20 protein-coding genes, 1 tRNA gene and 1 pseudogene are annotated in these 24,556 nt (G+C 71.4%); 10 read left to right on the top strand and 12 right to left on the bottom strand.

Annotation, left to right across the window (positions count from 1 at the left end; all coding sequences use genetic code 11):
• Positions 1–71: 71 nt before the first annotated feature.
• Both OG709_RS12085 and OG709_RS12080 read right to left on the bottom strand, forming a co-directional pair.
• On the bottom strand, positions 72–413 hold the full coding sequence (locus tag OG709_RS12085; RefSeq protein ID WP_250298594.1) for a hypothetical protein: 342 nt from the start codon (positions 411–413) through the stop codon (positions 72–74).
• A 222-nt stretch (positions 414–635) separates the two neighbouring features.
• On the bottom strand, positions 636–1,553 hold the full coding sequence (locus OG709_RS12080) for a sigma-70 family RNA polymerase sigma factor (RefSeq protein WP_250298593.1): 918 nt from the start codon (positions 1,551–1,553) through the stop codon (positions 636–638).
• 112 nt (positions 1,554–1,665) lie between these two features.
• On the opposite strand from OG709_RS12080, the gene OG709_RS12075 reads away from it, so the two are divergent.
• The gene (locus OG709_RS12075) at positions 1,666–2,388 is read left to right on the top strand and encodes an FMN-dependent NADH-azoreductase (protein WP_329165999.1); all 723 of its coding nucleotides are present in this window, start codon (positions 1,666–1,668) and stop codon (positions 2,386–2,388) included.
• Positions 2,389–2,445: 57 nt separating this feature from the next.
• Here OG709_RS12075 and OG709_RS12070 read toward each other — a convergent pair whose 3' ends face one another.
• The 4 genes and pseudogenes from OG709_RS12070 to OG709_RS12055 all read right to left on the bottom strand — a co-directional run.
• On the bottom strand, positions 2,446–3,807 hold the full coding sequence (locus OG709_RS12070; RefSeq protein WP_250298659.1) for an AAA domain-containing protein: 1,362 nt from the start codon (positions 3,805–3,807) through the stop codon (positions 2,446–2,448).
• A gap of 65 nt (positions 3,808–3,872) precedes the next feature.
• On the bottom strand, positions 3,873–5,483 hold the full coding sequence (locus OG709_RS12065) for a hypothetical protein (protein WP_250298591.1): 1,611 nt from the start codon (positions 5,481–5,483) through the stop codon (positions 3,873–3,875).
• 214 nt (positions 5,484–5,697) lie between these two features.
• On the bottom strand, positions 5,698–6,888 hold the full coding sequence (locus OG709_RS12060) for a hypothetical protein (RefSeq protein WP_250298590.1): 1,191 nt from the start codon (positions 6,886–6,888) through the stop codon (positions 5,698–5,700).
• Positions 6,889–7,018: 130 nt separating this feature from the next.
• A pseudogene (locus tag OG709_RS12055) lies at positions 7,019–7,705 on the bottom strand (phosphatase PAP2 family protein); the annotation flags it as partial.
• 198 nt (positions 7,706–7,903) lie between these two features.
• On the opposite strand from OG709_RS12055, the gene OG709_RS12050 reads away from it, so the two are divergent.
• A complete protein-coding gene (locus OG709_RS12050; protein ID WP_266643057.1) occupies positions 7,904–8,500 on the top strand; it encodes a histidine phosphatase family protein in 597 nt (198 codons plus the stop codon).
• Positions 8,501–8,582: 82 nt separating this feature from the next.
• Here OG709_RS12050 and OG709_RS12045 read toward each other — a convergent pair whose 3' ends face one another.
• Positions 8,583–9,938 carry a tetratricopeptide repeat protein gene (locus tag OG709_RS12045; protein WP_329165996.1) on the bottom strand — a complete coding sequence of 452 codons (1,356 nt, stop codon included), beginning with the start codon at positions 9,936–9,938 and terminating at the stop codon, positions 8,583–8,585.
• 217 nt (positions 9,939–10,155) lie between these two features.
• On the opposite strand from OG709_RS12045, the gene OG709_RS12040 reads away from it, so the two are divergent.
• From OG709_RS12040 to OG709_RS12010, 7 genes are all read left to right on the top strand, one after another.
• Positions 10,156–10,593 carry a hypothetical protein gene (locus OG709_RS12040; RefSeq protein WP_374211213.1) on the top strand — a complete coding sequence of 146 codons (438 nt, stop codon included), beginning with the start codon at positions 10,156–10,158 and terminating at the stop codon, positions 10,591–10,593.
• Between the two features lie 57 nt (positions 10,594–10,650).
• Positions 10,651–11,514: a spermidine synthase gene (locus OG709_RS12035; protein WP_266643061.1), complete on the top strand. Its 864-nt coding sequence runs from the start codon at positions 10,651–10,653 to the stop codon at positions 11,512–11,514.
• 556 nt (positions 11,515–12,070) lie between these two features.
• Entirely contained in the window at positions 12,071–13,396 is a 1,326-nt protein-coding gene (locus OG709_RS12030) for an ABC transporter substrate-binding protein (protein WP_326694843.1), read from the top strand.
• 199 nt (positions 13,397–13,595) lie between these two features.
• Positions 13,596–14,588, top strand: a complete 993-nt coding sequence (locus tag OG709_RS12025; protein ID WP_250298584.1) for a carbohydrate ABC transporter permease — start codon at positions 13,596–13,598, stop codon at positions 14,586–14,588.
• A gap of 15 nt (positions 14,589–14,603) precedes the next feature.
• Positions 14,604–15,521, top strand: coding sequence for a carbohydrate ABC transporter permease (locus tag OG709_RS12020; protein WP_329165993.1), 918 nt, complete (start codon positions 14,604–14,606; stop codon positions 15,519–15,521).
• A gap of 242 nt (positions 15,522–15,763) precedes the next feature.
• Positions 15,764–17,239 (top strand): GH1 family beta-glucosidase, encoded by a 1,476-nt coding sequence (locus OG709_RS12015; protein WP_266643064.1) that lies wholly within the window; start codon positions 15,764–15,766, stop codon positions 17,237–17,239.
• A gap of 291 nt (positions 17,240–17,530) precedes the next feature.
• Positions 17,531–18,577, top strand: coding sequence for a LacI family DNA-binding transcriptional regulator (locus OG709_RS12010; RefSeq protein ID WP_250298581.1), 1,047 nt, complete (start codon positions 17,531–17,533; stop codon positions 18,575–18,577).
• A 133-nt stretch (positions 18,578–18,710) separates the two neighbouring features.
• Here OG709_RS12010 and OG709_RS12005 read toward each other — a convergent pair.
• The 3 genes from OG709_RS12005 to OG709_RS11995 all read right to left on the bottom strand — a co-directional run bounded on the left by OG709_RS12005 (position 18,711) and on the right by OG709_RS11995 (position 20,790).
• A tRNA-His gene (locus OG709_RS12005) sits at positions 18,711–18,783 on the bottom strand.
• A 93-nt stretch (positions 18,784–18,876) separates the two neighbouring features.
• A complete protein-coding gene (gene orn, locus OG709_RS12000) occupies positions 18,877–19,479 on the bottom strand; it encodes an oligoribonuclease (RefSeq protein WP_250298580.1) in 603 nt (200 codons plus the stop codon).
• 111 nt (positions 19,480–19,590) lie between these two features.
• Entirely contained in the window at positions 19,591–20,790 is a 1,200-nt protein-coding gene (locus OG709_RS11995; RefSeq protein ID WP_250298579.1) for a helix-turn-helix domain-containing protein, read from the bottom strand.
• 935 nt (positions 20,791–21,725) lie between these two features.
• Between OG709_RS11995 and OG709_RS11990 the strand changes: the two genes are divergently transcribed.
• Positions 21,726–22,247 (top strand): universal stress protein, encoded by a 522-nt coding sequence (locus OG709_RS11990; protein ID WP_250298578.1) that lies wholly within the window; start codon positions 21,726–21,728, stop codon positions 22,245–22,247.
• A gap of 141 nt (positions 22,248–22,388) precedes the next feature.
• Here the strand turns inward: OG709_RS11990 and glmS are convergent, their stop codons facing one another.
• Both glmS and OG709_RS11980 read right to left on the bottom strand, forming a co-directional pair.
• Positions 22,389–24,206 carry a glutamine--fructose-6-phosphate transaminase (isomerizing) gene (gene glmS / locus OG709_RS11985; RefSeq protein WP_250298577.1) on the bottom strand — a complete coding sequence of 606 codons (1,818 nt, stop codon included), beginning with the start codon at positions 24,204–24,206 and terminating at the stop codon, positions 22,389–22,391.
• Between the two features lie 15 nt (positions 24,207–24,221).
• Complete coding sequence (locus OG709_RS11980; RefSeq protein ID WP_250298576.1) at positions 24,222–24,497, bottom strand: hypothetical protein; 276 nt, start codon at positions 24,495–24,497, stop codon at positions 24,222–24,224.
• Between the last annotated feature and the right edge of the window lie 59 nt (positions 24,498–24,556).

The raw sequence follows: 24,556 nt of genomic DNA, 5'->3' as shown, positions 1-24,556 counted from the left end.
GGGGCTTCAGTACAGCGGGGCTTCAGGACGGCGGCGCTTCAGGACAGCGGGGCTTCAGGACGGCGGCGCTTTCAGGACGGCGGGGCGCCGCGCAGCAGGTCCCGGCCGAACTCCACCATCTTCTTCGCGTAGTCCTCGGTCCAGTGCGCACGCTCGGCGATGTCTGCCGTGGTGAGCCGGTCGAAGCGCCGGGGATCGGCGAGCTGGGCAGCGGCCATCGCCTGGAACTCGACCGCCCGGTCGGTCGCGGCACGGAAGGCCAGCGTCAGCTCCGTCGCCCGGCCGAGGAGGGCCGCGGGGTCCTCGATGGACTCCAGGTCGAAGAAGTGCTCGGGGTCGGCGGCGGCCTCCGACGGCTCGAAGAGCAGAGGTGCGGGCCGGGGTTTGCGCTCGCGCTGTTCGGGCTCCGCCATGTGTGCCTCCTGCTGTGCGTGTCGCTCTGCTGTGCGTCGCTCTGTACTGCTTGTGCGGTGTTGCGGTGCCGGGCCACTGCTTGTGCGGTGTTGCGGTGCCGGGCCGGAGTGCGTGGTTCCGGGTTCCGGACCACCGTCCATTGTCCCGCGCCCCGCAAGGGGGCCTCCCCCGGCGCCGCCGTCGTACGGCTCCTACCCCGGCCCGCGGGGGAGGACAACGTCCTACGTCCCCGGTCGGTCGAGGACGGCGAGGTCCAGGCGCCGGAGCCGGGCGGGGTCGGCGATCACCTCGTACTCGGTGATCCTGTCACTCTCGATGGTGAAGGTCAGCGCGAACAGCAGGCGGCCCCGCGGGGCCACCACGGCTCCCACGGTGCCGTTGACCAGCGCCGGTTCGGCGAGCCGGGACCGGTGGGCGAGCGCCGCTGTCCCCTCCGCGACGGCCCGTGCGCCGCGCACCTCGGCCGCTCCGCCCGGTGGCAAGGCGCTGGGGTCGGCACGGCGCACCACATCGGGGGCCAGCACCGCAAGAATCGCGGTGAGGTCACCGGCCCGTGCGGCGGCGAGGAAGGCCGAGACGACCCGACGGTGCCGGGCGAGTTCGGCCGCCGGGACCACGGGACTGCCCTGCACCTTCAGCCGTGCACGGCTGGCGAGCTTCTTCGTGGCGCCCTGGGTGCGTCCCACGACGGGCGCGATCTCCTCGAACGGGACGGCGAACATGTCGTGCAGCACGAACGCGATCCGCTCGGCGGGGGCCAGTGTGTCCAGCACGACGAGCAGCGCCCGGCTCACCGAGTCGGCCAGCAGCGCCTCGTCCTCCGGAGTGCTTCCGTCACCGTGAGTGGTGTTCGCGTTCGAGAGGGGGGCGAGCGCATGGTCCAGTACTTGCTGCTCGGCCAGGTCTTCCCGTCGTGACCTGCGGGAACGCAGCATGTCGAGGCAGATGCGAGTCACCACTGTCCGCAGCCAGCCGGCCAGGTTGTCCAGTTCTCCGGCATCGACCCGGCCCAGGCGGAGCCATGCCTCCTGCACGGCGTCATCGGCCTCGTCCACCGAGCCGAGCATCCGGTGGGCAACCGCGCGCAGTTGACCACGCTGGGCCTCGAATCGTTCTGCCAGTCCCTCGCGCGCGTCCACCGGTCACCTTTCGCCGTCCTGCTCCGTCACCTCTCATGACGAACGCAACCTGATCGAAGTGACAGGAGAACCAGGAGTGACAGGAGAACCAGCAGTGACAGGAGAGCCAGTAGTGGCAGATGGCCCCGTGACGTCCTTGCTGCACCTGGATTCCAGTGCCGACCGTTCCGGCGGGTCGGTCAGCAGGCAGCTGACCGCACTGTTCGCGGAGACCTGGCAGGCAGCGCACGGCCCGGCCGGCTACCGGTACAGGGACCTGGCCGCCGACCCGGTACCGCCGCTGGACAGCGCCTACTGCGCCCTCGGCCGCAGAGTGGAAGAACACGGCCTCGTCCCGCCGGCCGGAGTGGACGCGCTGACCGAGAGCCCGGCCGAGAAGCGGGAGTGGGCGCTCACCCGCCCCCTGATCACCGAACTGCTGGCGGCCGACACCGTGCTGATCGGCGCCCCGATGTACAACTACGCGGTGTCCGCCTCGCTGAAGGCATGGATCGACCGGGTGAGCTTCCCCGGGGCGTTCACCGACCCGGACACGGGGGACAGCCTGCTGCGGCGTACCAGGGTGGTGGTGGTCAGCACGCGGGGCGGTGCCTACGGTCCGGGCACCCCGCAGGAGGCCTGGGACTTCCAAACGCCGTACCTGCGGGCCTACTTCGGCAAGCTGGGCATGGCGGAGGACGGTCTGCGTCTCGTCAGCGCCGAGATGACCCTGGCCGGGCTCGTGCCGCACCTGGCCCGGTTCCGGCCGCTGGCGGCGAGCTCGCTGGCGGCGGCCCGCGCCCGGGTGACCGCGCTGGCCGCCGAGGTCGCCCGGCCGGCGGTCCGGACACCGTAGGGCCGCCGCCGGTCCGGTCACCATGAGGCTGTCCGGCGCATCAGGGCCGGACAGCTCCTACGGCCGGTACCGCACCCGGTGCTCCGCCAGGTGTGCCAGCACCGCGTGATTCGCCTCCCAGCCGTCCGGGAACTTGACCGTGACCCCCAGCTGGACCGGCTCCGTCGAGGGGTGCTCGTCGAGCAGTTGAGCCACGCCCTCCCGGCACACCACGATGCACGCGTGCCGGTGCCGGGAGGTCAGGACGCACAGGCGGCCCGTCTCCAGGTGGAACGCCGTCGCGTCCGGGCGCCCCGACAGCGGGTGCAGAACCACCGTGACGTCGAACTCCCGGCCCTGGAGACGGTTCGCCGTGTCGACCGCGACCTCGGTGATGCCCAGTTCCGCGAGCGCCGCCCGGACTGCCGCCGCCTGGTCGCGGTGGGCGGTGCCGACCGCGATCCGGTCCGCGGTCAGCGGTACCGGATCCGGCGACTGCTCACTCACCGCGGCGCCGCCACGGTCCAGCAGCCTGCGGACCACCAGTGCCACCGCCCGTACCGCCTCCGGGTCCGTGCGCGGTGTGTGGCGGGCGGGCAGTTCGAGCAGGCCCCAGCCCGACTCGGCCGCCTCGTCGAGCACCCGGTCCGGGCCCGATCCGTCGGAGGCGACCCCGAACGTCAGCCGCCGGTCGCCGTGGTCCGTACCGCTACGGAAGGGCGTGTACGGATAGAACGCGTCCGAGACCAGCGGCGCCGCCGAGGCGGGCAGCCGCCAGGAGACCGGCAGCCGGTGCTGCGGCAGCTCCGGGTTGTGGGCCAGGAGCGTGGAGACCGCGCTGGACGACGGGTCGTACGTCAGTCCCGCCCACTGCTCGGCGCCGACCACGCTGAACGGGTCGAGCTGGCCGGGATCGCCCACGAACAGCGCCCGTTCGAAGAGCCCCGCCACGGCCAGCAGCGCGTCCGACCGCATCTGGTACGCCTCGTCGACGATCGCGTGCCGCCACGGCTCGACGCCTTTGACGTGCGCCCACTTCGCGGCCGTCGAGATCACCACGTCCAGTCCCGCGAGGTCGGCCGCCTTGGCCGAGGTGCGGACGTTCGCCAGGTCGTCGAGTGCTTTGTCGTACGGGTCGGGGTCGCTGCTGTGCAGTCGGCCGACCGGCAGGTCGGGGTCCTTCCCGGCGAGCCGGACCACCAGGTCGTCGACCTGGGCGTTGGTCTGGGCGACCACCATCAGGGGCCGCCCCGCCGCGGCCAGTTCGCGCGCCGCACGCACCACCAGCGTCGACTTGCCCGCGCCCGGCGGGGAGTCGACGACCACACCGCGGGCCGTGCCGTGCAGCGTGTCGTCCAGCACGGCCGCTGTCGCGCGGGCCGCCTCGGCGCCGGGATCGAACGCCGCCGTGGGACGGCCGGCACGCGACGGATCGGCCACCGCAGCACGGGCCACCGCAGGACCGGCCGGAGCAGGACCGGCCGCCGTGGTGGGGTCGAAGGTCGTCACAGCAGGTCCTCCGGGGTGACGGGGTCGGGGATCGTCGAGCCTTCGGACGCGCCGGTGGCGCCCGGTGGCCCGCCGTGGGTCCACGGGGTGTCCTCCTGGGCGGGCAGTTCGGGCCCGCCACGCGAACTGTGCTCGAACAGGGTCCAGCACAGCCGGTCGCCCTTCTCCGGCACCGTCCCCGGCGCCGGATCCTTGGCGCGGCCCATGCCGTTGACCAGCCGCAGCACCAGGGAGCCGTCCTCCTCGTACCGTACGAACTCGGCGCTCTGCGTCTTCGGCGGGTCGCCCGGCTGCGTGCGGTGGACCTTGGCCCGCCCGTCGAGATGGGGGGTGTCCTCCGTGCGGAACGTGATCAAGGGGCGCGGGCTCGGGCGCTTCGACTCGCTCCAGGCCATCACCACCTCCGTCACCTCACCGGCGAACGCCTCGCCCGCGAGCCGCCGCCCCGCCATCACCAGCGGATCGTCCAGCGCCTCCTGGGCGTCGAGCTGGGTCTGCGCGGCCTCCCGCGAGGCCAGCTTCTGCGCGGCGGTCACCGCGTCGTCGTGCCGCGGCTGTGGGGGTTCCCCGGCCCGCACCCGGTCGCGGTGGCCGGTGAACGACCAGCGGTCGCGGGTCCACCGCCCGTCCGCCCTGGTCCCTTCCGGCAGCTCCCGCAGCAGCCCGAGGCCGCGCCACACGGCGTCCCAGGTGGGGCGCAGCTGTCCGGCCAGCAGCCGGCGGATCTCCCGCTCGGCCGCCGTCAGTTCACCGAGCCGGTCGTCGGCGGCCGGTCCGTCCTCGGCCGCGGCCAGCGCCGCACGGGCCCGGTCGTACCGCTCGACGGCAGGAGCCAGCAGCCCGTTGTCGAACGCCGGGTCGGTGGCCGGTCCGGCGGGCGGGCAGACCAACTGGCCCTCCCGGTCCCGCTCCAGCTCCGCCCGGAGCGCGGCCTCCGCGCCCGACTCGCCCGCCCCCGGGTCGATCCAGGCGAGCAGCGCGCCCAGGTGCTGGTCCTCCAGACTGCTCTGCCCGGTGGCCCAGTGGCGGTTGAGCAGATCCGTCGTGGCGAGCAGCAGCGACGACCCGGGCACCCGGGCACGCTCACCGAAATGCGTCATCCAGCGGCCCAGCAGGGGGACGCGCGGGGGCGCCGGATAGGGCGCCTCCGGGTCCTCCTCGGCGGTGCGCCGGAAACGCATCGAGCGCCCGAGGAGCCGTACGAAGTCGATGCCCGCCCGGCCCGGCACGATCAGCTGCGGGGCATCGGCGCACAGCTCGACCTCGACCTTGACCTTCTTGCCGGTCTCCGGGTCCGCCTCGGAGCGCTCGGCGGCCTCCACGTCGTCGGCGTACGCCTCGATGTACGGCAGGACGGCCTCGGCCAGTTCCGCGAGGAAGGCGAACCGCAGGTCCCGGTCGCGCGGCTGGGCGACGATCAGCAGCCGGGGCTCCCCGGGATCGGTCCCGACGAGCGCGCCGAGCGGGGCGCCCGCTTCGCCCGCGGTGGTGAGCGGTACGAGGACGAGCGGGTGCTCGGCGAGATGGCGGTGGCGCACGGTGGCGGTGGGCCGGGCACGCCCGTCCCGGACGGCCTCCAGCCGGGCCAGCGTGGTGATCAGGGACATCGGGTCTCCTCGGCGGCGCGCGTTGCCTCGACAGCACGCGTTCCCTCGGTGGCGCGCGTTTCATCAGTGGCGCGGGGCGGCTCGGCGGCGCGGGTCCTCCCGGCGTCACCCGGCCGCCCGCCCGCACAGGACGGCGCCCCGGGAACAGCAGGACCGGACCCACGCGGCGTCAGCACGCAGCACCCACGCGGCGTCAGCACGCACCCACGCGGCGTCAGCACGCCGCACCCCCCAGCGCCTCGGCCCGCAGCGCCGCGGCCCTCCGCAGCGCCGCCACCGTCGGGTCCGCCGGGTCACCCGCTTCGCCCCGGGCCGCGGCCAGCACCGCGTCGACCGTCGTCAGGCCGCCGAGTTCACCGCGGACCCCGCGGCCCAGCGACTCCACGGCGCCCGCCGCGCGCGACCGTTCCCGGCAGTGGAAGGCCAGTTCGCACGCGGCCAGGCACTCCGGTGCGTACGCCGCGTCCACCGATTCGACCGCCGCCGTCAGCTCCCCGGGCGGCAGGCCGGGGTCGAAGGTGGTGCCCTCGGGCAGGGCCGCCGCGATGTCCTCGATCCGGGTCAGCCGGGCCAGCTGGCGACGGGTGACGGAGAGCTGCTTGCGTACGTCCACGGCCGACGCCGTCGGCAGGTTGGAGAAGTCCTTCGGGCAGACCAGCAGGACGCGGTCGTGCACCGAAGCGCCCTCGACCAGGGCCGCGATCCGCTCCAACGCCAGTACGTACACCGCGGACTGGCGCGCCGCCGCGCCCACCTTCGCCGCGTCCGCCGACGCGTCGATCATCGGGAAGGACTTGATCTCGATGACGGTCCAGCGGCCCGCCGGGTCCACGACCACCGCGTCGGGCTCCAGATAGGCGGGGGAGCCCGCCACCTCCAGCGCCAGCATGGGGTGGTCGAGCAGCGTCCAGCCCCCGTGCGGAGCCGCCGAGGTCGCTTCGCGCAGAGCCAGTGCGGTACGGGCGGCCCGGCCCTCGGGCCCCGCCGCTGAAAGGTCCGGGACCGTGACGTCCACCGGCTCGGCGGTGCCCATCCGCTCCGCGAGCAGCCGCATCAGCTCGGCCCCGCCGTCCGCCTTGACCTTGGCCTCGAAGGCATTGCCCCGCATGAACGCGAACTGGGACTGGCCGAAGGCCGAGGGCGCTCCGAGGGCCTTCGCGAGGACCGTCTTGTTCACCCCGGCGCCGTCGAGCAGCGCGCGCCGTTCGCAGCCGGGGTTGGCGGCGAGGGCCGCCAGTGCGCGGGCGTCCAGTGGCTGTGGCGGGACGGCCGGTCCGCGCAGCTCAGCGAGCCGCTGTCGGAGTGCCGTCGTCCGCGGTTTCGGCCGGGGAACCGGCTGAGGCCGCTCCGGAGGCCGCGGAGGCTGCTGAGGCGGAGGAGGTCCGCTGCCCGGGGAATCGCTCACCTGCGGAAGTCTTGCATCCGCCACTGACAACCGGGGCCGGTACGTCAGGAGTGTCAGAGGTGCCGGAGGAGAACCGCGCCCGTATTCGGTCGGTCAGCTGCACCGCGGGCCGGGTGAGCAGCAGTCCGACACCCATCACCGCGACGCCCGCCAGGGCGTCGAGCAGGTAGTGGTTCGCCGTCCCCATCACCACGAAGGTGATGGTCAGCGGATAGAGCACGGCCAGCGTCCGGGTCAGCGGCGTACGTCCGTAACGCCACAGCATCACCCCGCACCACAGCGCCCACCCCACATGCAGGCTGGGCATCGCCGCGAACTGGTTGGTCATCCCGCCGAGCCCGCGCGGCGCGCTCGCCTCGCTGCCCCACCAGCCGTACGAGCTGTACTGGGCCATCGTGTCGACGAAGCCCTCGGCCGGCGCGAGCAGCCGTGGCGGGCACGTCGGTACCAGCGTGAAGCCGATCAGGCCGAGCAGCGTGGAGATCATCAACCAGGTGCGTGCCACCCGGTACTGCACGGGACGGCGCCGGAAGAGCCAGATCAGGATGCCCGGGGTCACCACGTAGTGCAGCGAGGCATAGATGAAGTCGGCGGGTATCCCCAGCGCCGGGGTGTGCGTGAACAGCCTGTTCAGCGGGTGTTCGATGTTGATGTGCAGGAACTTCTCGGCCCGGAGCAGCGAGAGCCCGTGCTCGACCGCGTCCTCCGTGTTGCCCCGGGCGAGCAGCCTGCCCGAGGAGTACGCGGTGTAGACGACAGCGAGCACCAGGATCTCTGTCCACCAGCGGGGCCGGGTGCGGTTCGCGGTGTACGGCATCCGAATGCTCTCCATCGTCTCTTCAAACGGGGCCTGTCACCCGGCATCCCACCTTAGGGCTTGTGTGATGAGCAGTTCAGCCGCCCCCTGTCTCAAGAGGGGACGCCGGTTCCTTCCGCCGGGTTGCTCGCGGATCCGGTGCGCGATTCCCGTACGCGATGATGGGAGCAGCATCACCGCACCGTAGGAGAGAGCTTCATGGCACCCCGCATGCTGCTGGCCCGGCATGGACAGACCGCCTGGTCCCTGTCCGGGAAACACACCGGCAGGACGGACATCCCGCTGCTCGACGAGGGACGCCAGGGAGCGAAGCTCCTGGGCGAACGGCTGCACCGGCCGCCGTGGGACGCGGTGCCGGGCGCCGAAGTGCTCACCAGCCCGCTGGTGCGGGCGAGCGAGACCTGCGCGCTGGCCGGGTTCGCCGACCGGGCCGAGGAGTGGGACGCGCTCCTCGAATGGAACTACGGGGCGTACGAGGGGCTCACCCCCGCCGAGATCCAGACGATCCGTCCCGGCTGGTTCATCTGGCGCGACGGGGTGCCCGAGGGGGAGTCGGTCGCCGATGTCACCGCCCGCGCGGACGCGGTGATCGAGCGGATCCGTTCGGCGGACCGGGACGTCCTGGTCTTCGCGCACGGCCACATCCTGCGCGCGCTCGCCGCCCGCTGGCTGGGGTACGACCTGACCTTCGGCGCCCGGGTCCGGCTCGCCCCCACGTCCCTGTCGGTGCTGGGCTGGGCGTACGACGCGCCCGCGGTCGAGCGGTGGAACGACACCGGTCACCTGGAGCGGTAGCGCGGATTCCGGATGTAGCTCGAACTCCGGAGGCCGTACGAACTCCGGGTGCAGCGCGCATTCCTGACGAGACGGGCGGGCCTCAGGCCCGGCGCGGGGTGGACGCGTGCCGCTCCAGGAAGTCCGGTACGCCGGCCGCCCTGCGTGCGGGCAGCAGCCGGCGGGCCGTCCCGGCCAGCATCCCCCGGATCCGCGACGACTGGACCTGGTCGAGCAGGTCGAGCACCTGGTGCCCGGCCGCCGCCGCCCGGTCGGGGGCGCCCGCCCGGACCAGATCGTCGGCCAGCTGGGCCCGGTAGAGGGCCAGATTGCGGGCGAAGTGCGGATCCTGGAGATCCGCCGCGCGCTGGGCGTGCAGGGCCGCGCGCGGCCAGTCGCCCAGCGTCGACCAGCACTGCGCCTCCAGCATCTCCAGCTCGGCCTCGACGAAGAAGGTCATCCACTCGGGGTCGTCGTCGGACGGCCCCTGCGCGAAGAGGGACTTGGCCCGGCCGAGCGTGTCCGCGCAGCCCGTGCGGTCCCCGAGCCCCGCCCAGCCGCCCGCCTCCCGCAGCGTCAGCAGCGCGAGCAGCCGGGGCGACGACAGCTGCCTCGCCGCGCGTTCCCCGGCCTGCGCGGCCCGCACCGCCTCCCGCGGACGCCCCGCGTCGCGCGCCAGGAACGCCGTGTTGCAGAAGGCGTGCGCCTCCAGCGCGGGATCACCGGAGACCCGGGCGGTCGCCAGGGCCTCGGCGTAGTGCGAACGCGCGTCGTCGAAACGGCCCGAGTCGTGCGCCAGCCAGCCCACCGAGATGGCCAGTTCACCCGCGCCCGCGTGCAGCCGGTCGGCGGCGCCCCGGTGGGCCGTGCCCGCGTCGAGCAGCGCGTACGCGGCCTGCAGCGGCTGCGCGGCCCGCCGGTAGAGACCGTCGGCGCCGTGCCGGTCGTCGAGCAGCCGGATCTGCCGTACGGCCGCTTCGACGGCGCTGACCTCCGCCTCGCCGACCCGGCGTGGGGCCTCCACCTCGCCGACCCGGCGTGGTGACGGTACGGATCCGGGGCTCAGGCCCAGGGACACGGCGGTCATCGCAGCGGAGCCGCCGGCCATGAATGCGCGACGCAGCACGTCGCTCTCCTCGTTGTTCTGGCTGGTGTGGTGAGGTGACGGGGGCCCGGCCGAGATGGTGTGCGTACCACGGCCGCGTACCGTCTCCCGGTCGGAGAACCCGAGGTCCGTCAGGGTCGAACCGGGGAACATGTGCAGAAAGACCCGTTCGTACGCGTAGTTGGGACAGCGGATCTCGCCAGCCTCCACCCGCCCGATGTACCGTGCGTCGCACGCTACTTGCTCGCCGATCTCGCGGGCGGCCCGGCGGACCGCTGCCGCGAATTCGCCGGGCGAGCGCTGCCCGCGCAACTGCCGGAAAGCCGGGTTGGGTACTGCCCGTGACGTCGCCATGGCCGAGCCCTCTCTGGCGGATGGTGCTGCCGGCCCGGACCGCTCCGGCGCGCAAAACGTACCGTCTGCGCCGACCCGCACAGGGGCGGTTTCGCTACAAAAGGGATATCTCTCCCGCGATTTGCCATGAACTGCCATCCTTTACGGCGGCGCAGTGCCGTAGCCCTTGACGCCCGCAGACGTTGAACCATGCGGAGAACGAGGAGGGGTTGCCTTGTTGGAGACCGGCACCGAGACGGGCAGTTCGCGTACGAATGCCCAGCACCGGCCCAGTCAGGAGTTCAGCGCACCGCCCGACGGTGCGCCCGAACCCTGTGACCTGGTGACGGTCCCCGCACGCCAGGGGCTGGAGGCGGTCGACATCCTGCGCCGGGCCGCAGCCCCGGCCGATGTCGGCCCGGTGCTGCACGACGGCGCCTGCGACACCCTCGGATTCCTGGTGCCGCCCGGCACCGCCTACAGCTGGGACATGCCGGGCAGCGCCTGTACGCAGACCAACGGCCGGGGGCTGCGGGTCCCCCACGACCCGCCGGTCCGCGGCACCGGCTGGCTGCTGCCGCCCGGGAAGGACGCACCGGTCACCGACCCCTCGATCCTCAGGGCGGCGCTCGGCGAGGCGGCGCGGCTGATCGAGGCGGCCGACAACTGCCGCTGACGCCGTCGCGCCCCCGGCCCGGCGGTGGGCCCGGACGTACCCGGCGATACTGGGAGCGTGGCGAAGAACAAGCGGCAGGGCCGTTCCGCACCCGAGACCGTCGTCGAGCAGGTGGACGGCGGGGTCGCCGAGCTGCGCCCCGACCGTGACCGGCCGCGCGGCTGGACGCTGTTGATCGACGGCGCCCCGCAGTCCCAGGTGGACCTCGACGACCCGACGTATCTCGCCTTCGAGTACCAGCGCAGGATCGGCCATGTCATCGACCTGGCCGCACCGCCGAAGCAGCCGCTGCACGTCGTCCACCTCGGCGGCGGTGCCTTCACCCTCGCCCGGTACGTCGCGGCGACCCGGCCCCGCGCCACCCAGCAGATCATCGAGATCGACGGGCCGCTGGTCCAACTGGTGCGCCGGGAGCTTCCGTTGGACCCGCAGGCGCGCATCCGTGTCCGCTCCACCGACGCCCGTGCCGGTCTGGCGAAGATCCCTGACGGCTGGGCGGACCTGGTCGTGGCCGACGTCTTCAGCGGCACCCGCACCCCCGCACATCTCACCAGTACGGAATTCCTCGCGGAGGTCCGCAGAACGCTGAAGCCCGGGGGCTGGTACACGGCGAACCTGGCGGACGGGCCGCCGCTCGCGTACCTGCGCGGCCAGATCGCCACCGCGGCGGAGGTCTTCCCCGAACTGGCGCTGGCCGCGGAGCCGACCGTGCTCCGGGGCAAGCGGTTCGGGAACGCGGTGCTGGTGGCGGCCGGTACGCCCCTCCCGGTGGCCGAGTTGACCCGGCGGGTGGCGGGCGACGGATATGCGGGACGGGTGGAGTCGGGACGCGGGCTGCTGGACTTCGCGGGTGGCGCGCGGGCCGTGACGGACGCCGGGGCGCAGGCGTCACCGGCGCCGCCGCGGGCGGTGTTCGGGTAGGGCCTGTCCGGGGTCGCGCGGGCGGTGTTCGGGTAGGGCCTGTCCGGGGTCGCGCGGGCGATGTTCGGGTAAGCCTGTCCGGGGTCGCGCGGGCCGGAGGCGGGCACCCCTCGGGGCGGGACGGCAACGCCCCGGGTTCGGAGGAAGAACGCGCACGTGCGCCGGGCGGTCCACCCGCATCGCGGGACCGGGTGCCTGCACGATCCAGGGGCGTCCGGTGCGCCTGTCCCGGCGAGGGCCGCGTGCGCGAACCGTCATCACCCCTTTGGCCTGCGGGAATTCACCAGCTCCGGGCGGCGGCGCGAGTGCCCCTCCCGTCATGGCAAGGCCCGCGCCGGACACGTTCTCGTGACTTGCAGGACACGCTCGGGCAACGGAACCGTCTTCAACTCTTGACACCCACCCCTCCGAGGAAGCAACCTTCCGGCAACGACGCATGGGAGCGCTCCCATGCCGCACGGGCCCGTTTCCCGTGCGTACAGCACTGCCCGTACCTCCCCCCTCGCCTCGCACGGTCTACGAACGCCAGTCCCCCCCTGGAACAAGGAGTAGTGGAATGCGTATCACCCGCACCGTCGGCGGACGACGCCGCAGAGCCGCGGTCATAGCCACCACGGGCCTGACGGCCACGGCCCTGTTGCTGGCCGGCTGCAGCAGCGACTCGGACTCCGGCAAGAGTTCCGACGCGAACGGGAAGATCACGCTCACCGTCGCCGACTACGGTCAGTTCGGCTACAAGGAAGCCGGTCTCTTCGCCCAGTACCACAAGCTGCACCCGAACATCACGGTCAAGGAGAACACCACTGCTCAGGAGGAGGTCTACTACCCCAAGCTGCTCCAGGAGCTGAACGCGGGCAGTGGTCTCGGCGATGTGCAGGGTCTTGAGGTCGGCCGGATCAAGGAGGTCGTCGACACCAAGGCGGACCAGTTCGTCGACCTCAGCAAGGTGATCGACGTCAACGACTGGGTGTCCTGGAAGGAGAAGCAGGCCACCACCTCCAGCGGTGCCGTGATCGGCGCGGGTACCGACATCGGCCCGATGTCGCTCTGCTACAACAAGGACCTGTTCCAGCGGGCCGGTCTGCCGACCGACCGCGAAGACGTCGCCAAGAAGCTCGCCGGCGGCTGGAAGGCCTACCTCCAGCTCGGTGACGAGTACAAGAAGCACGCGCCTGCGGGCACGTACTTCATGGACTCCGCGAGCGCGATGTTCAACGCCGTGGTCAGTTCGAACGAGCAGCAGTACTACGACGCGAGCGGCAAGCCGATCTACGAGACCAGCGCCAGCGTGAAGGACGCCTGGGGGCTGGCCTCCCAGGCGGCTACCGGCAAGCTTTCCCAGGGGCTCGCCCAGTTCGATCCCGACACCTGGGTCCCCGCGCTGCGCAAGGGCACCGTCGCGACCGTGGCCTGCCCCGCGTGGATGGCCGGTCAGATCTCGACCGACGCGGGCCCGGCCAACAAGGGCAAGTGGGACATCACCACCGCGCCCGGCACGACCTCGGCCAACTGGGGCGGCTCGTTCCTGGCCATCCCCAAGAGCGGTAAGCACGTGGCCGAGGCCAGCGCGCTCGTCAAGTGGCTGACCGCGCCGGAGCAGCAGGCCGCGGTGTTCAAGGCGATCGGCGTCTTCCCGTCCAACAAGGGCGCGTGGGAGCTCCCCGACGTCAAGAACGCGAAGCTGCCGTACTTCAACGACGCGCCGATCGGGAAGATCTACGCGGACGAAGCCTCGACCATCCCGGCGGCCGTGCTCGGCCCGAAGGACGGCGTGATCAAGGACGACTTCTCCAAGCAGATCCTCAACATGGAGCAGCGGCACACCAGTTCCGCCGATGCCTGGAACGCCGCGATCAAGGTGATCGACAAGGCCGTCGGCTGAGCACCGCTGACGCGGGCGGACTCCGGGCCCCCGCGTCAGCGCCGGTTCCCGGGGGTGCCCGGCCGACCAGGCCGGACACCCCCGGGGCCGGGCACCGCACATGGACCAGCGTTCCGACACCGCCGCACCGCAACGCACCGGGCCGGACCGGTCCGCCCACCGCGCCGGACCGGCGCACCCCAGGGAAGGACTCCCGCCTGTGGCCACCTCGACACCCACCCGGGACACGCACGCCCCACCTCCCCGCAGCTCCGGACCGACGTCTGCCCAGCGGCAGAAGTGGCGGAGCCGGCTGTGGCGCTTCGACGACAAGGCATCGCCCTACGCCTACATCGCCCCCTTCTTCCTCGTCTTCGGGGCCTTCGGCCTCTACCCGCTCGTCTACACCGGCTGGATCGCCATGCACCGGGTGGAGATGACCGGCCTGGACCAGATGCAGTGGGTCGGCTGGGACAACTTCTCGAAGATCCTTCAGGACTCCGAATTCTGGACGGCGGTCAGCAACACCTTCCTGATCGGCGTCATGTCGACCGTCCCGCAGCTGCTGGTCGCGCTGGGCCTCGCCCATCTGCTGAACTACAAACTGCGGGCCAGTACCTTCTTCCGGACGCTCATCCTCACCCCGTACGCCACCTCGGTCGCCTCCGCCGCTCTCGTCTTCGCCCTGGTCTTCCGGGCCGACGGCGGCGTGCTGAACTGGCTGCTGCACTTCATCGGTCTCGGCCACACCAACTGGGCCAACGGGCACTGGACTTCGAAGATCGCCATCTCCGTCATCGTGATCTGGCGCTGGACGGGCTACAACACGCTGATCTATCTCGCCGCGATGCAGGCCGTACCGACCGATCTGTACGAGGCCGCGTCCATCGACGGCGCCTCACGCTGGCAGCAGTTCCGCAAGGTGACCATCCCCTCCCTGCGGCCGACGATCCTCTTCACGATCGTCATCTCGACCATCGGCTCCATGCAGCTGTTCGGCGAGCCGCTGCTGCTGCAGGGCGGCGCCATCGGAGCGACCGGCGGCACGGAGAACCAGTACGAGACGCTCAGTATCTACCTCTACAACTACGGCTGGAACCTGGGACATCTCGGTCCGGCCGCCGCAGTGGCCTGGGCGATGCTCGTGCTGCTGCTGCTCATCGCCGCGATCAACTGGCTCATCGGCCGCTTCGTCCGCAAGTCCGCGGCCTGACCGGGAGCGATATCCATGACCATGACCAGCCCCACCGACGCCCCGGACCTCCGCGTCCGGCAGGCCGCGACCGGTACGCCCCCCAAACCCGGCCGGTTCAAGGAGCGAGCCGGCCAGCAGATGAAGGGTGGCCCCTTCGCCTACATCGCACTGATCGTCGTCGGCATCGGTTCGATCCTGCCGCTGTACTGGACCCTGGTGGCCGCGTCCCACACCCAGGACGAAGTACTGAACACCACGCCACCGTTCCTGCCCGGCGGGCGGCTGCTGCACAACCTCGACGCGGCCTGGAACCAGGCCCACCTCGGCAAGGCGATCGTCAACAGCATCATCGTCTCCTCCTGCATCACCACGGCGACGCTCTTCTTCTGCACCCTCGCCGGATACGCCTTCGCCAAGATGCGCTTCCGGGGGCGCGGCTGGCTGATGACCGCGGTCATCGCCACGCTGACCGTTCCGCCGCAGCTCAGCGTCGTCCCGCTGTTCATGATGATGTCCGACCTCGGCTGGGGCGGAAATCTCCAGTCGGTGATCTTCCCGACCCTGGTGAGCGCCTTCGGGGTGTTCTTCATGCGGCAGTACCTGCTGGAGGCGCTGCCGTACGAACTCGTCGAGGCGGCCAAACTGGACGGGGCGAACAACTTCCGCATCGTGCTGAGCGTGGTGCTGCCGGTGGCGCGCCCCGCGATGATGGTGCTCGGGATGCTCACCTTCGTGCAGTCGTGGAACGACTTCTTCTGGCCCTACCTCGCGCTGAACCAGCAGAACCCGACCCTTCAGGTGGCCCTCGGCCAGCTGAACGCCTCCTTCACGCCCGACCAGAGCATCGTGATGGCGGGCGCGCTGATCAGCACGCTGCCGCTGCTCGTGGTGTTCGTGTTCTTCGGCAAGCGGATCGTGGGGGGCATCATGTCGGGCGCCGTGAAGGGGTGAGACCCCGTCACCCGTCCCGGCCCGCCCGCTTCCACCCGGCCGCCTCAGGCACGGGCCCCGGTACTGCCCGTACGGCCTGTGCCTGACCACAGGCCGTACGGGCGGGCGGGGGAGTCCGCCCCGTGCCCTGTCCCGTCCGCCCCACCCCCGTACAACCACGCCGTCCGGCCCACTCCGTACAACCACCTCGTACAGCCCCTGCTCAACAGCCCGTGTTCGCCGACCTCTGGGAGCGCTCCCGCATGACTGCCGTACGATCCGACACCACCCCGAAACAGGCTCCCGAGACGACGGCCCCCCCGACCGGATTCCCCACCGGGTTCGTCTGGGGCGCCGCCACCGCCGCCTACCAGGTCGAGGGCGCCGCCGCCGAGGACGGCCGCACGCCCTCCATCTGGGACACCTTCAGCCGTACCCCCGGCAAGGTCCGCAACGGCGACACCGGAGACATCGCCGCCGACCACTACCACCGCTACCGCGGCGACGTGGCCCTGATGAAGCAGCTGGGGCTGAAGGCCTACCGCTTCTCCGTCTCCTGGTCGCGGGTCCAGCCCACCGGCCGCGGCCCGGCCGTGGAGCGCGGTCTGGACTTCTACCGCAGGCTCGTCGACGAACTGCTCGAAGCGGGCATCGCCCCGGTCGCCACCCTCTACCACTGGGACCTGCCGCAGGAGTTGGAGGACGCGGGTGGCTGGCCCGCCCGCGCCACCGCGGACCGGTTCACCGACTACGCCGCCATCATGGCCGGAGCCCTCGGCGACCGGGTCGGCATGTGGACCACGCTCAACGAGCCGTGGTGCTCCGCCTTCCTCGGCTACGGCTCCGGAGTGCACGCCCCCGGACGCACCGAGCCGGGTGCCACGCTCCGGGCGGCCCACCATCTCAACCTCGCCCATGGCCGGGCGGTCGAGGTCCTGCGCGGTCAACTCCCCGCTGCCGCGCAGGTCTCGGTCACCCTCAATCTGCACCAGGTCCGTCCGCTGACCGGCAGCGAGGCCGACGCCGACGCCGCCCGCCGGATCGACGGGGTCGGCAACCGGATCTTCACCGGGCCGATCCTGAACGGCGCCTACCCGGAGGACCTGATCGCCGACACCTCGCGCCTGGTCGACTGGTCGGAGCTGGTGCACGACGGCGACCTGACCACCATCTCCCGCCCCGTCGACGTGCTGGGCGTCAACTACTACACCCCGACACTGGTTTCCGCGCCCGTCTCCGGTGCCGGTGACACCCGCGACGACGGCCACGGCAACAGCGACCACTCGCCGTGGACCGGCTCCGAGCACGTCGCCTTCCACCTCGCGGAGGGGAAGAAGCGCACCGCGATGAACTGGGCGATCGACCCCGACGGGCTGTACAGCCTGCTCATGGACGTGACCCGGGACCACCCCGGCCTGCCGCTGATGGTCACCGAGAACGGCGCTGCCTTCGACGACTACGTGTCCCCCGAGGGCCGGGTCGCGGACCCCGAGCGGATCGACTACCTGCACGGCCATCTCGCCGCCGTGCAGCGGGCCGTGGCCGACGGCGCCGATGTCCGGGGCTACTTCCTGTGGTCCCTGATGGACAACTTCGAGTGGGGGTACGGGTATTCGAAGCGCTTCGGCGCGGTCTACGTGGACTACGCGTCGCAGCGCCGGATCCCCAAGGCGAGCGCGCACTGGTACGCCGACGTGATCCGCCGCCACGCGCTGCCCCCGGCCACCGACGCGGGATAGCCCTGCCCCTGCCCCTGCCCCTGCCTGAACCGAACCGAACCGATCCGCTCCAGTCACGCTCATCCTCACGAGACCCGGCCTTCGCGCCGGGTCTCCGGCGTTCGGGAACGGGATGTCCGCGTTCGGGAACGGGACGTCCGGCGGGCCGCCCCGCCCCATGGATTGGGAGCGCTCCCATAGACTGGTGCGACCGAAGCGGTACGCGGCCCCGGTGCACGTCGGGGGAGCCGGGGACCGGACTTGGCTCGGTTTATCCGACTGTGAGAAATTGACCGCGAACGGGAGGCAGCCATGGCGGCAGCGCGAGTACGGAGCGGCGGGCGGCCCACGCTCGAAGAGGTCGCGGCACGGGCCGGCGTAGGGCGCGGCACGGCCTCACGTGTCATCAACGGCTCACCCCGGGTCAGCGCGCAGACCCGCGAGGCCGTCGAAGCGGCCGTGGCCGAGCTGGGCTACGTACCCAACCGCGCGGCCCGCGCACTCGCCGGGAACCGTACGGACGCCATCGCCCTGGTCGTCCCCGAGCCGGAGACCCGCTTCTTCGCCGAGCCGTACTTCTCGGACATCGTCCGGGGCGTGGGCGCGGCGCTCGCCGACACCGAGATGCAGCTGCTGCTCACCCTGGTCGGCAGCGACCGCGAGCGCGACCGGCTCGCCCAGTACCTCGCCGCGCACCGGGTGGACGGGGTGCTGCTGGTCTCCGTGCACGCCGACGATCCCCTGCCCGACCTGCTGGAACAGCTCGCCATCCCGGCCGTGGTCAGCGGTCGGCGCTCCGACCGGGAGACGCTCCCGTCCGTCGACTCGGACAACTACCAGGGCGCGCGCAGCGCCGTGGGGCACCTGGTCTCCCGTGGCAGGCGCGTCATCGCGACGATCACCGGGCCGCTCGATGTGTACGGCGCGCAGTGCCGCCTCGACGGCTACCGCAGGGCCGTCGCCGCCGCGGGCGTCGACAGCGACGAGGCGCTCGTCGCGCAGGCCGACTTCACCGAGGAGGGCGGCCGGCGCGGCATGGAGCTGCTGCTCGAACGCCGGCCGGACCTGGACGCCGTCTTCGCCGCGTCCGACGTGATGGCGGCGGGCGCCCGCCAGGTGCTGCGCGAGCGCGGTCTGCGGGTGCCCGAGGACGTCGCCCTGGTGGGGTTCGACGATTCGGTGATCGCCCGTCACATGGACCCGCCGCTGACGAGCGTGCGCCAGCCGATCGAGGACATGGGCCGGGCCATGGCCCGGCTGCTGCTCGCGGAGATCGCCGCCCGCCGCGCGGGGGCGGACGCCGTCGAGCGGACGCAGGTGGTGCTCCCGACGGATCTGGTGCCCCGGCTCAGTTCGTGAGGCGGGGCGGCCGGGGAGTCGGACGTCCGGCACTCCCCGGTCCCTGACCCAGGCGTCGAGCGGCGCGTGGGGAGTGCACGGGGGTACGACTGAGGCCCGGCTGCTCGCGCAAGCCGGGCCTCAGTTCCAACAGGGTGAGTAACGGGACTCGAACCCGCGACATCCTGGACCACAACCAGGTGCTCTACCGTCTGAGCTATACCCACCACGACCGTTGTCGTTTCCGACCGGCCGAGAAAAAGTGTACAGGGTCCGGGAGGGTGCTCGCTCCCGCCTTTTCCGGCGGGTCCCGGAAGGTCCTAATCCGCAGGCAGGACGTACTTCGCCGCGATCTTCTTCGCGGTGTCCGAGTCCGGCCCCGGCTGCGGTACGAAGACCGCCTCCCGGTAGTAGCGCAGCTCCGCGATGGATTCACGGATGTCCGCCAGCGCCCGGTGGTTGCCGTTCTTCTCCGGGCTGTTGAAGTACGCCCGCGGGTACCAGCGCCGGGACAGCTCCTTGATCGACGAGACATCGACGATCCGGTAGTGGAGGAAGCCCTCCAGCTGGGCCATGTCCCGCAGCAGGAAGCCCCGGTCGGTACCGACCGAGTTCCCGCACAGCGGGGCCTTGCCCGACTCCTTGACGTGCTCGCGTACGTACGCCAGCACCTGCGCCTCGGCGTCGGCCAGCGTCGTGCCCCCGGCGAGCTCGTCGAGGAGGCCCGACGAGGTGTGCATCTTCCGCACCACGTCGGGCATGGTTTCCAGGGCTTCGGCGGGCGGGCGGATCACGATGTCCACCCCTTCACCGAGCACGTTCAGCTCCGAGTCGGTGACCAGTGCGGCCACCTCAATGAGTGCGTCGTCCGTCAACGAGAGCCCGGTCATCTCGCAGTCGATCCACACCATGCGATCGTTCATGGGCCCCACCTTAGACCGGTCGGTACAAGAGGCGGCCGAGCGGTACGAACGGGCGGGCCCGACCGGTACGAGAGCGTGCCGCCCGGCCCGTCGGGGCCGGGCGGCACGCTCCTACGTCGCGCTCCGCTGTCCGGGCACCGTGGGGCGTCCGGGGGCGTACAGGTCCGAGCCCGGCTTTCCGGGGTCGGGGAGGGCCGGTGAGGCGGCCGGAGGGCCCGACACCTGGCTCGCGGCGGGGGTCCGGCGGGCCTGCGGTACCGCGTCGGCCACCACGGGGGGCTCGGGGCTCTGCGGCCTCCGGGCCCGGTACGCCGTCCGGTACGCGGCCGGGGACGAACCCAGCTGGCGCCGGAAGTGGCCGCGCAACGCGACCGGCGACCGGAAGCCGCAGCGGCCCGCGACCTCGTCCACCGAGTAGTCGGAGGTCTCCAGCAGCCGCTGCGCCTGGAGCACCCGCTGGGTGATCAGCCACTGGAGCGGCGCACTGCCGGTCAGTGAGCGGAAGCGGCGGTCGAACGTACGGCGGCTCATGTAGGCGCGCGCGGCCAGGGTCTCCACGTCGAACTGCTCGTGGAGATGCTCCAGGGCCCAGGCCACGACCTCCGCGAGGGGGTCGGAGCCGATCTCCTCGGGTAAAGACCGGTCGAGGTAGCGCTCCTGCCCGCCGGTCCTGCGCGGAGGCACCACCAGCCGTCTGGCCAGCGCCCCTGCCGCGTCGGTGCCGTGGTCCGTACGGACGATGTGCAGGCACAGGTCGATCCCGGCCGCGGTCCCGGCCGAGGTCAGCACGTCGCCGTCGTCGACGAAGAGCTCACGCGGATCGACGTGCACCGACGGATAGCGCTTCGCGAGCGTCGGCGCGTACATCCAGTGCGTCGTCGCGGGCCGGCCGTCGAGCAGTCCTGCCGCGGCCAGCACGAACGCGCCGGTGCACAGGCCGACGATGCGCGCGCCCTCCTCGTGGGCCCGGCGCAGGGCGTCAAGTGCCTCGGGCGGTGGCGGCGAGGTGATCGAACGCCATGCCGGTACGACGACGGTGCCCGCCCGGCTGATCGCCTCCAGCCCGTACGGCGCGGTGAGTTCGAGTCCACCCGTCGTGCGCAACGGGCCGTCCTCGCCCGCGCTCACGAGTAGTCGGTATCGGGGAACTCCGGCGTCCTGCCGGTCGATACCGAAGACCGAGAGCGGAATGGAACTCTCGAATATGGGGCCGCCGCTGAAGAGCAGCACCGAGACGATCTCCTTGCGGCGACGCCCGGAAAGCTTTCTTGCGGTCTCCGTCGTGGCGCTGGAGTCCTGGCCCTGGCTCATGGTGCTAAGCCCCCCTCGGTGCTCGCGGCTCCCTGTTCTTGTCGGGACTGTCGCTCCTGCACACTGCCTCTAATCGTCACGGCCCCTCGGTCCAGAACGAGATCCCCCGCCGTCCTACCCATGATCGAATCTACTGTGTTCCGTGGTGCCGGCGTGACAAGTTCGCCCGACGGCACTATGTCGACAAGGCAACTTGGCGCGAAGCATTCGATCACGAAGCGTTTCACTCAAGAAGCCCCCAGGGAAGTGGGCGTCACGCGCATGGCCCGTCCCCGTAGGGTGCGGGAGCCACCGTTGGTCCTTTCTTCCCTGGTGGCACCGGGGTTGGCGTACCGTTCCGCCAAGGTCGGGGTGGTGCACATAAGTTGGCTGAAAACCAACGGGCGTGTGCGTGCGAATCAGTCAGTCAACCGGCGCACTCCGCCCGGTGTGACAGCCGCCCTGGTGCGCTCCCGGCCCCGATCGCCCGCCCGGCGCCGCCGGGAACCGCTCTCCGAGGGGTCCGATCCGGCCGCGACGCGGCTCCGGCCGGCACGGTGGCAGGCACGGTGACAGCCGGTGCGCGGCGGAAGCGGCGCGCCGGGGGAGCGGCCCGGTGTGCGACCCCCGAACCGCCGCACTTCTTGAGCCGGGCGCGAGCCGCCCTCAAGCCGGACTCAAGCGCTCCGGAAGCCGGACGGGAGTCCGGGAGGCGGAGTCCTCCGGCGGAGTGGGAAACTGTAGATGCCAACGGGCATTGCCATTTCCCGGCCTGCTCGGGCATGCTCCCTGGAACGCCGGACTGGATCGGCGGGCAGTGGGCAGGAAAGGAGTGTCGCCGTACTCTGGAGGGTATGGGCTTGGGAAGATGATTCCCGGACACAGCTCCACCGGAGACACAGCTCCACCGCCAACTGCCGTTCCCTCCCAAGAGGATCTTCTTCGCCGAGATACCCATGGCCGGTTACGAATTCTCTGAACCCGCGGACCGCAAGCAGGTCGCCGATCCCTCGGCCGAACTCCATGCGGCGGAAGAACCACGTCACGCATGTGATCCCGCTTTCAGGCACGGGGTCGTCGTCGGTTTCGACGGATCGACCTCCAGTGAGCGGGCACTCGCGTATGCCATCGGCATGGCCGTACGCCTCGGCTCGGGGCTGATCATCGTCCATGTCGCCAACCGGCTGCCGACCACGGTCTGGGCGGGGTGCGAACCCCCGGTCTTCGTGGACGTGCCGGATCACCGGACCGAAGTGCTCGGCCTCGAACTGGCCTGTGCGGACTACCTGGCCGAGGTGCCCTGGATCCTCGTCGAGCGCGGCGGTGACATCTGCCACGAGCTGGAGGAGGTAGGCCGGGAGTACTCGGCCGACGCGATCGTGGTGGGCTCGACCCACGGGATCGTCGGGCGGATCTTCGGCTCGGTGGCCGGACGGCTCGCGCGGCGTGCCCAGCGCCCGGTGATCGTCATTCCCTGAAGCCGCACGCCCCGCATCCAGCGGTTGATGGGGCGTCAACTACCGCTGTCCGTACGGCGTCCCCGTACGTGTGGTCCCTCGTACGCAAGCTGCCCCGGTACGCGCGGTCGCGTACCGGGGCAGGCTTCGTTCCGTGGATTCCTACTCGACCGTCACCGACTTCGCCAGGTTCCGCGGCTTGTCGATGTCGCGGCCCAGCTTCAACGCCGTGTGGTAGGCGAGCAGTTGCAGTGGGATCCCCATCAGGATCGGGTCAAGCTCGTCCTCGTTCTTGGGCACCACGATCGTGTGGTCCGCCTTCGGCTGCTCCTGGTGCGCGACCGCGAGGATCCGTCCGTCCCGCGCCTTGATCTCCTCCAGCGCGGCCCGGTTCTTCTCCAGCAGGTCGTCGTCCGGGACGATCGCGACCGTCGGCATCGCCGGTTCGATCAGTGCGAGCGGGCCGTGCTTCAACTCCGAGGCGGGGTAGGCCTCGGCATGGATGTACGAGACCTCCTTGAGCTTCAGCGAGGCCTCCCTGGCGACCGGGTAGCCGCGCACCCGGCCGATGAACATCATCGACCTGGCGTCGGCGTAGTCCACCGCCAGCTTCTCGATCTCGCTCTCGCCGTCCAGGATCTCGGAGATCTGGCCGGGCAGCTTCCGCAGCCCCGCGATGATCCGCTTGCCGTCCGCCACCGACAGGTCGCGGATCCGGCCCAGGTGCAGGGCGAGCAGCGCGAAGGAGACCACCGTGTTGGTGAAGCACTTGGTGGAGACGACACAGACCTCCGGCCCGGCGTGCACGTACACCCCGCCGTCGGTCTCGCGCGCGATGGCCGAGCCGACCACGTTCACCACGCCGAGCACCCGGGCGCCCTTGCGCTTCAGCTCCTGCACCGCGGCCAGCACGTCGTACGTCTCGCCGGACTGGGACACCGCCACGTACAGCGTGTCGGGGTCCACCACCGGGTTGCGGTAGCGGAACTCCGAGGCCGGCTCGGCGTCCGCGGGGATGCGGGCCAGCTCCTCGATCAGCTGCGCACCGATCTGGCCCGCGTGGTACGAGGTGCCGCAGCCGAGGATCTTCACCCGGCGTACGCCCCGCGCGTCCCGGGCGTCCAGGTTCAGCCCGCCCAGGTGCACGGTGGAGAACCGGTCGTCGATCCGGCCGCGCAGCACCCGGTCCACGGCCTCGGGCTGCTCGGAGATCTCCTTGTGCATGTACGTGTCGTGGCCGCCCATGTCGTACGACTCGGCCTCCCACTCCACGGTGGTCGGCGTCGACGAGGTGGTGGACCCCTCGGTCGTGTACGTACGGAAGTCGTCGGCCTTGAGGGTGGCCATCTCGCCGTCGTCGAGGGTGACGACCTGGCGGGTGTGCGAGACGAGGGCCGCCACGTCGGAGGCGACGAACATCTCCTTCTCGCCGATGCCGAGGACGACGGGGGAGCCGTTGCGGGCGACGACGATGCGGTCCGGGAAGTCGGCGTGCATCACCGCGATGCCGTACGTGCCCTCGACGACCCGCAGCGCTTCGCGGACCTTCTCCTCCAGCGTCTCCGCGCGGGAGCGGGCGACGAGGTGGGTCAGTACCTCGGTGTCGGTCTCGGACAGGAACTCGACGCCTTCGGCGTTCAGGCGGGCGCGCAGCTCGGAGGCGTTGTCGACGATGCCGTTGTGGACGACGGCGACCTTGTTCTCCGTGTCCAGGTGCGGATGCGCGTTCGCATCGCTCGGGGCGCCGTGGGTGGCCCAGCGGGTGTGGGCGATGCCGGTCGTCCCCGCGAAGCGCTTGGGGACCCGGGCCTCCAGGTCGCGGACGCGGCCCTTGGCCTTGACCATCTTCAGCGCGGGGGCCTTGGGCGAGGAGATGACGACGCCCGCGGAGTCGTAACCCCGGTACTCCAGTCGCTGCAGGCCTTCCAGCAGCAGCGGTGCCACATCACGCTTGCCGATGTACCCGACGATTCCGCACATATCGCTCCTTGAGTCCTAGCCGTAGATCATGCGGCGCAGCTGCCGCAGGGAGAGCTCGGGCGGTGCCACCGCACGATGAGGCAACTCGACCGAGATCTGCTCGAAAATGTCCGGGTTCGTCAGTCCGCGGGACTTCAGCTCGCGATGGCGGCGGCGGACGAACTCCTCCGTCGTCTCGTCGAAGTAGGCCAGCACGTCGAGAACCACCCGGGCGGCCTCGCCGCGCTGCAGCGCGGTGCTGCGCACCAGGTGGTCGATGAGGTCGTCGTACGACGGACGGGATGCGAGCACCCGTCGATATTGGGTCGGGCGCTGACCTTTTGCAAGATTTCTGCCCGATATCGGGCAGG

This window comes from Streptomyces sp. NBC_01267, from assembly GCF_036241575.1.
Classification (GTDB): domain Bacteria; phylum Actinomycetota; class Actinomycetes; order Streptomycetales; family Streptomycetaceae; genus Streptomyces.
This window is presented reverse-complemented; position numbering and strand designations above follow the sequence as displayed.

Excerpts from the sequence above, each read along its gene's own strand:
- OG709_RS12085 (WP_250298594.1), bottom strand. The coding sequence starts at position 413 with ATGGCGGAGCCCGAACAGCGCGAGCGCAAACCCCGGCCCGCACCTCTG.
- OG709_RS12065 (WP_250298591.1), bottom strand. The coding sequence starts at position 5,483 with ATGTCCCTGATCACCACGCTGGCCCGGCTGGAGGCCGTCCGGGACGGG.
- OG709_RS12050 (WP_266643057.1), top strand. The coding sequence starts at position 7,904 with ATGGCACCCCGCATGCTGCTGGCCCGGCATGGACAGACCGCCTGGTCC.
- OG709_RS12045 (WP_329165996.1), bottom strand. The coding sequence starts at position 9,938 with ATGGCGACGTCACGGGCAGTACCCAACCCGGCTTTCCGGCAGTTGCGC.
- OG709_RS12030 (WP_326694843.1), top strand. The coding sequence starts at position 12,071 with ATGCGTATCACCCGCACCGTCGGCGGACGACGCCGCAGAGCCGCGGTC.
- OG709_RS12020 (WP_329165993.1), top strand. The coding sequence starts at position 14,604 with ATGACCATGACCAGCCCCACCGACGCCCCGGACCTCCGCGTCCGGCAG.
- OG709_RS12015 (WP_266643064.1), top strand. The coding sequence starts at position 15,764 with ATGACTGCCGTACGATCCGACACCACCCCGAAACAGGCTCCCGAGACG.
- OG709_RS12010 (WP_250298581.1), top strand. The coding sequence starts at position 17,531 with ATGGCGGCAGCGCGAGTACGGAGCGGCGGGCGGCCCACGCTCGAAGAG.
- orn (WP_250298580.1), bottom strand. The coding sequence starts at position 19,479 with ATGAACGATCGCATGGTGTGGATCGACTGCGAGATGACCGGGCTCTCG.
- OG709_RS11995 (WP_250298579.1), bottom strand. The coding sequence starts at position 20,790 with ATGAGCCAGGGCCAGGACTCCAGCGCCACGACGGAGACCGCAAGAAAG.
- OG709_RS11990 (WP_250298578.1), top strand. The coding sequence starts at position 21,726 with ATGGCCGGTTACGAATTCTCTGAACCCGCGGACCGCAAGCAGGTCGCC.
- glmS (WP_250298577.1), bottom strand. The coding sequence starts at position 24,206 with ATGTGCGGAATCGTCGGGTACATCGGCAAGCGTGATGTGGCACCGCTG.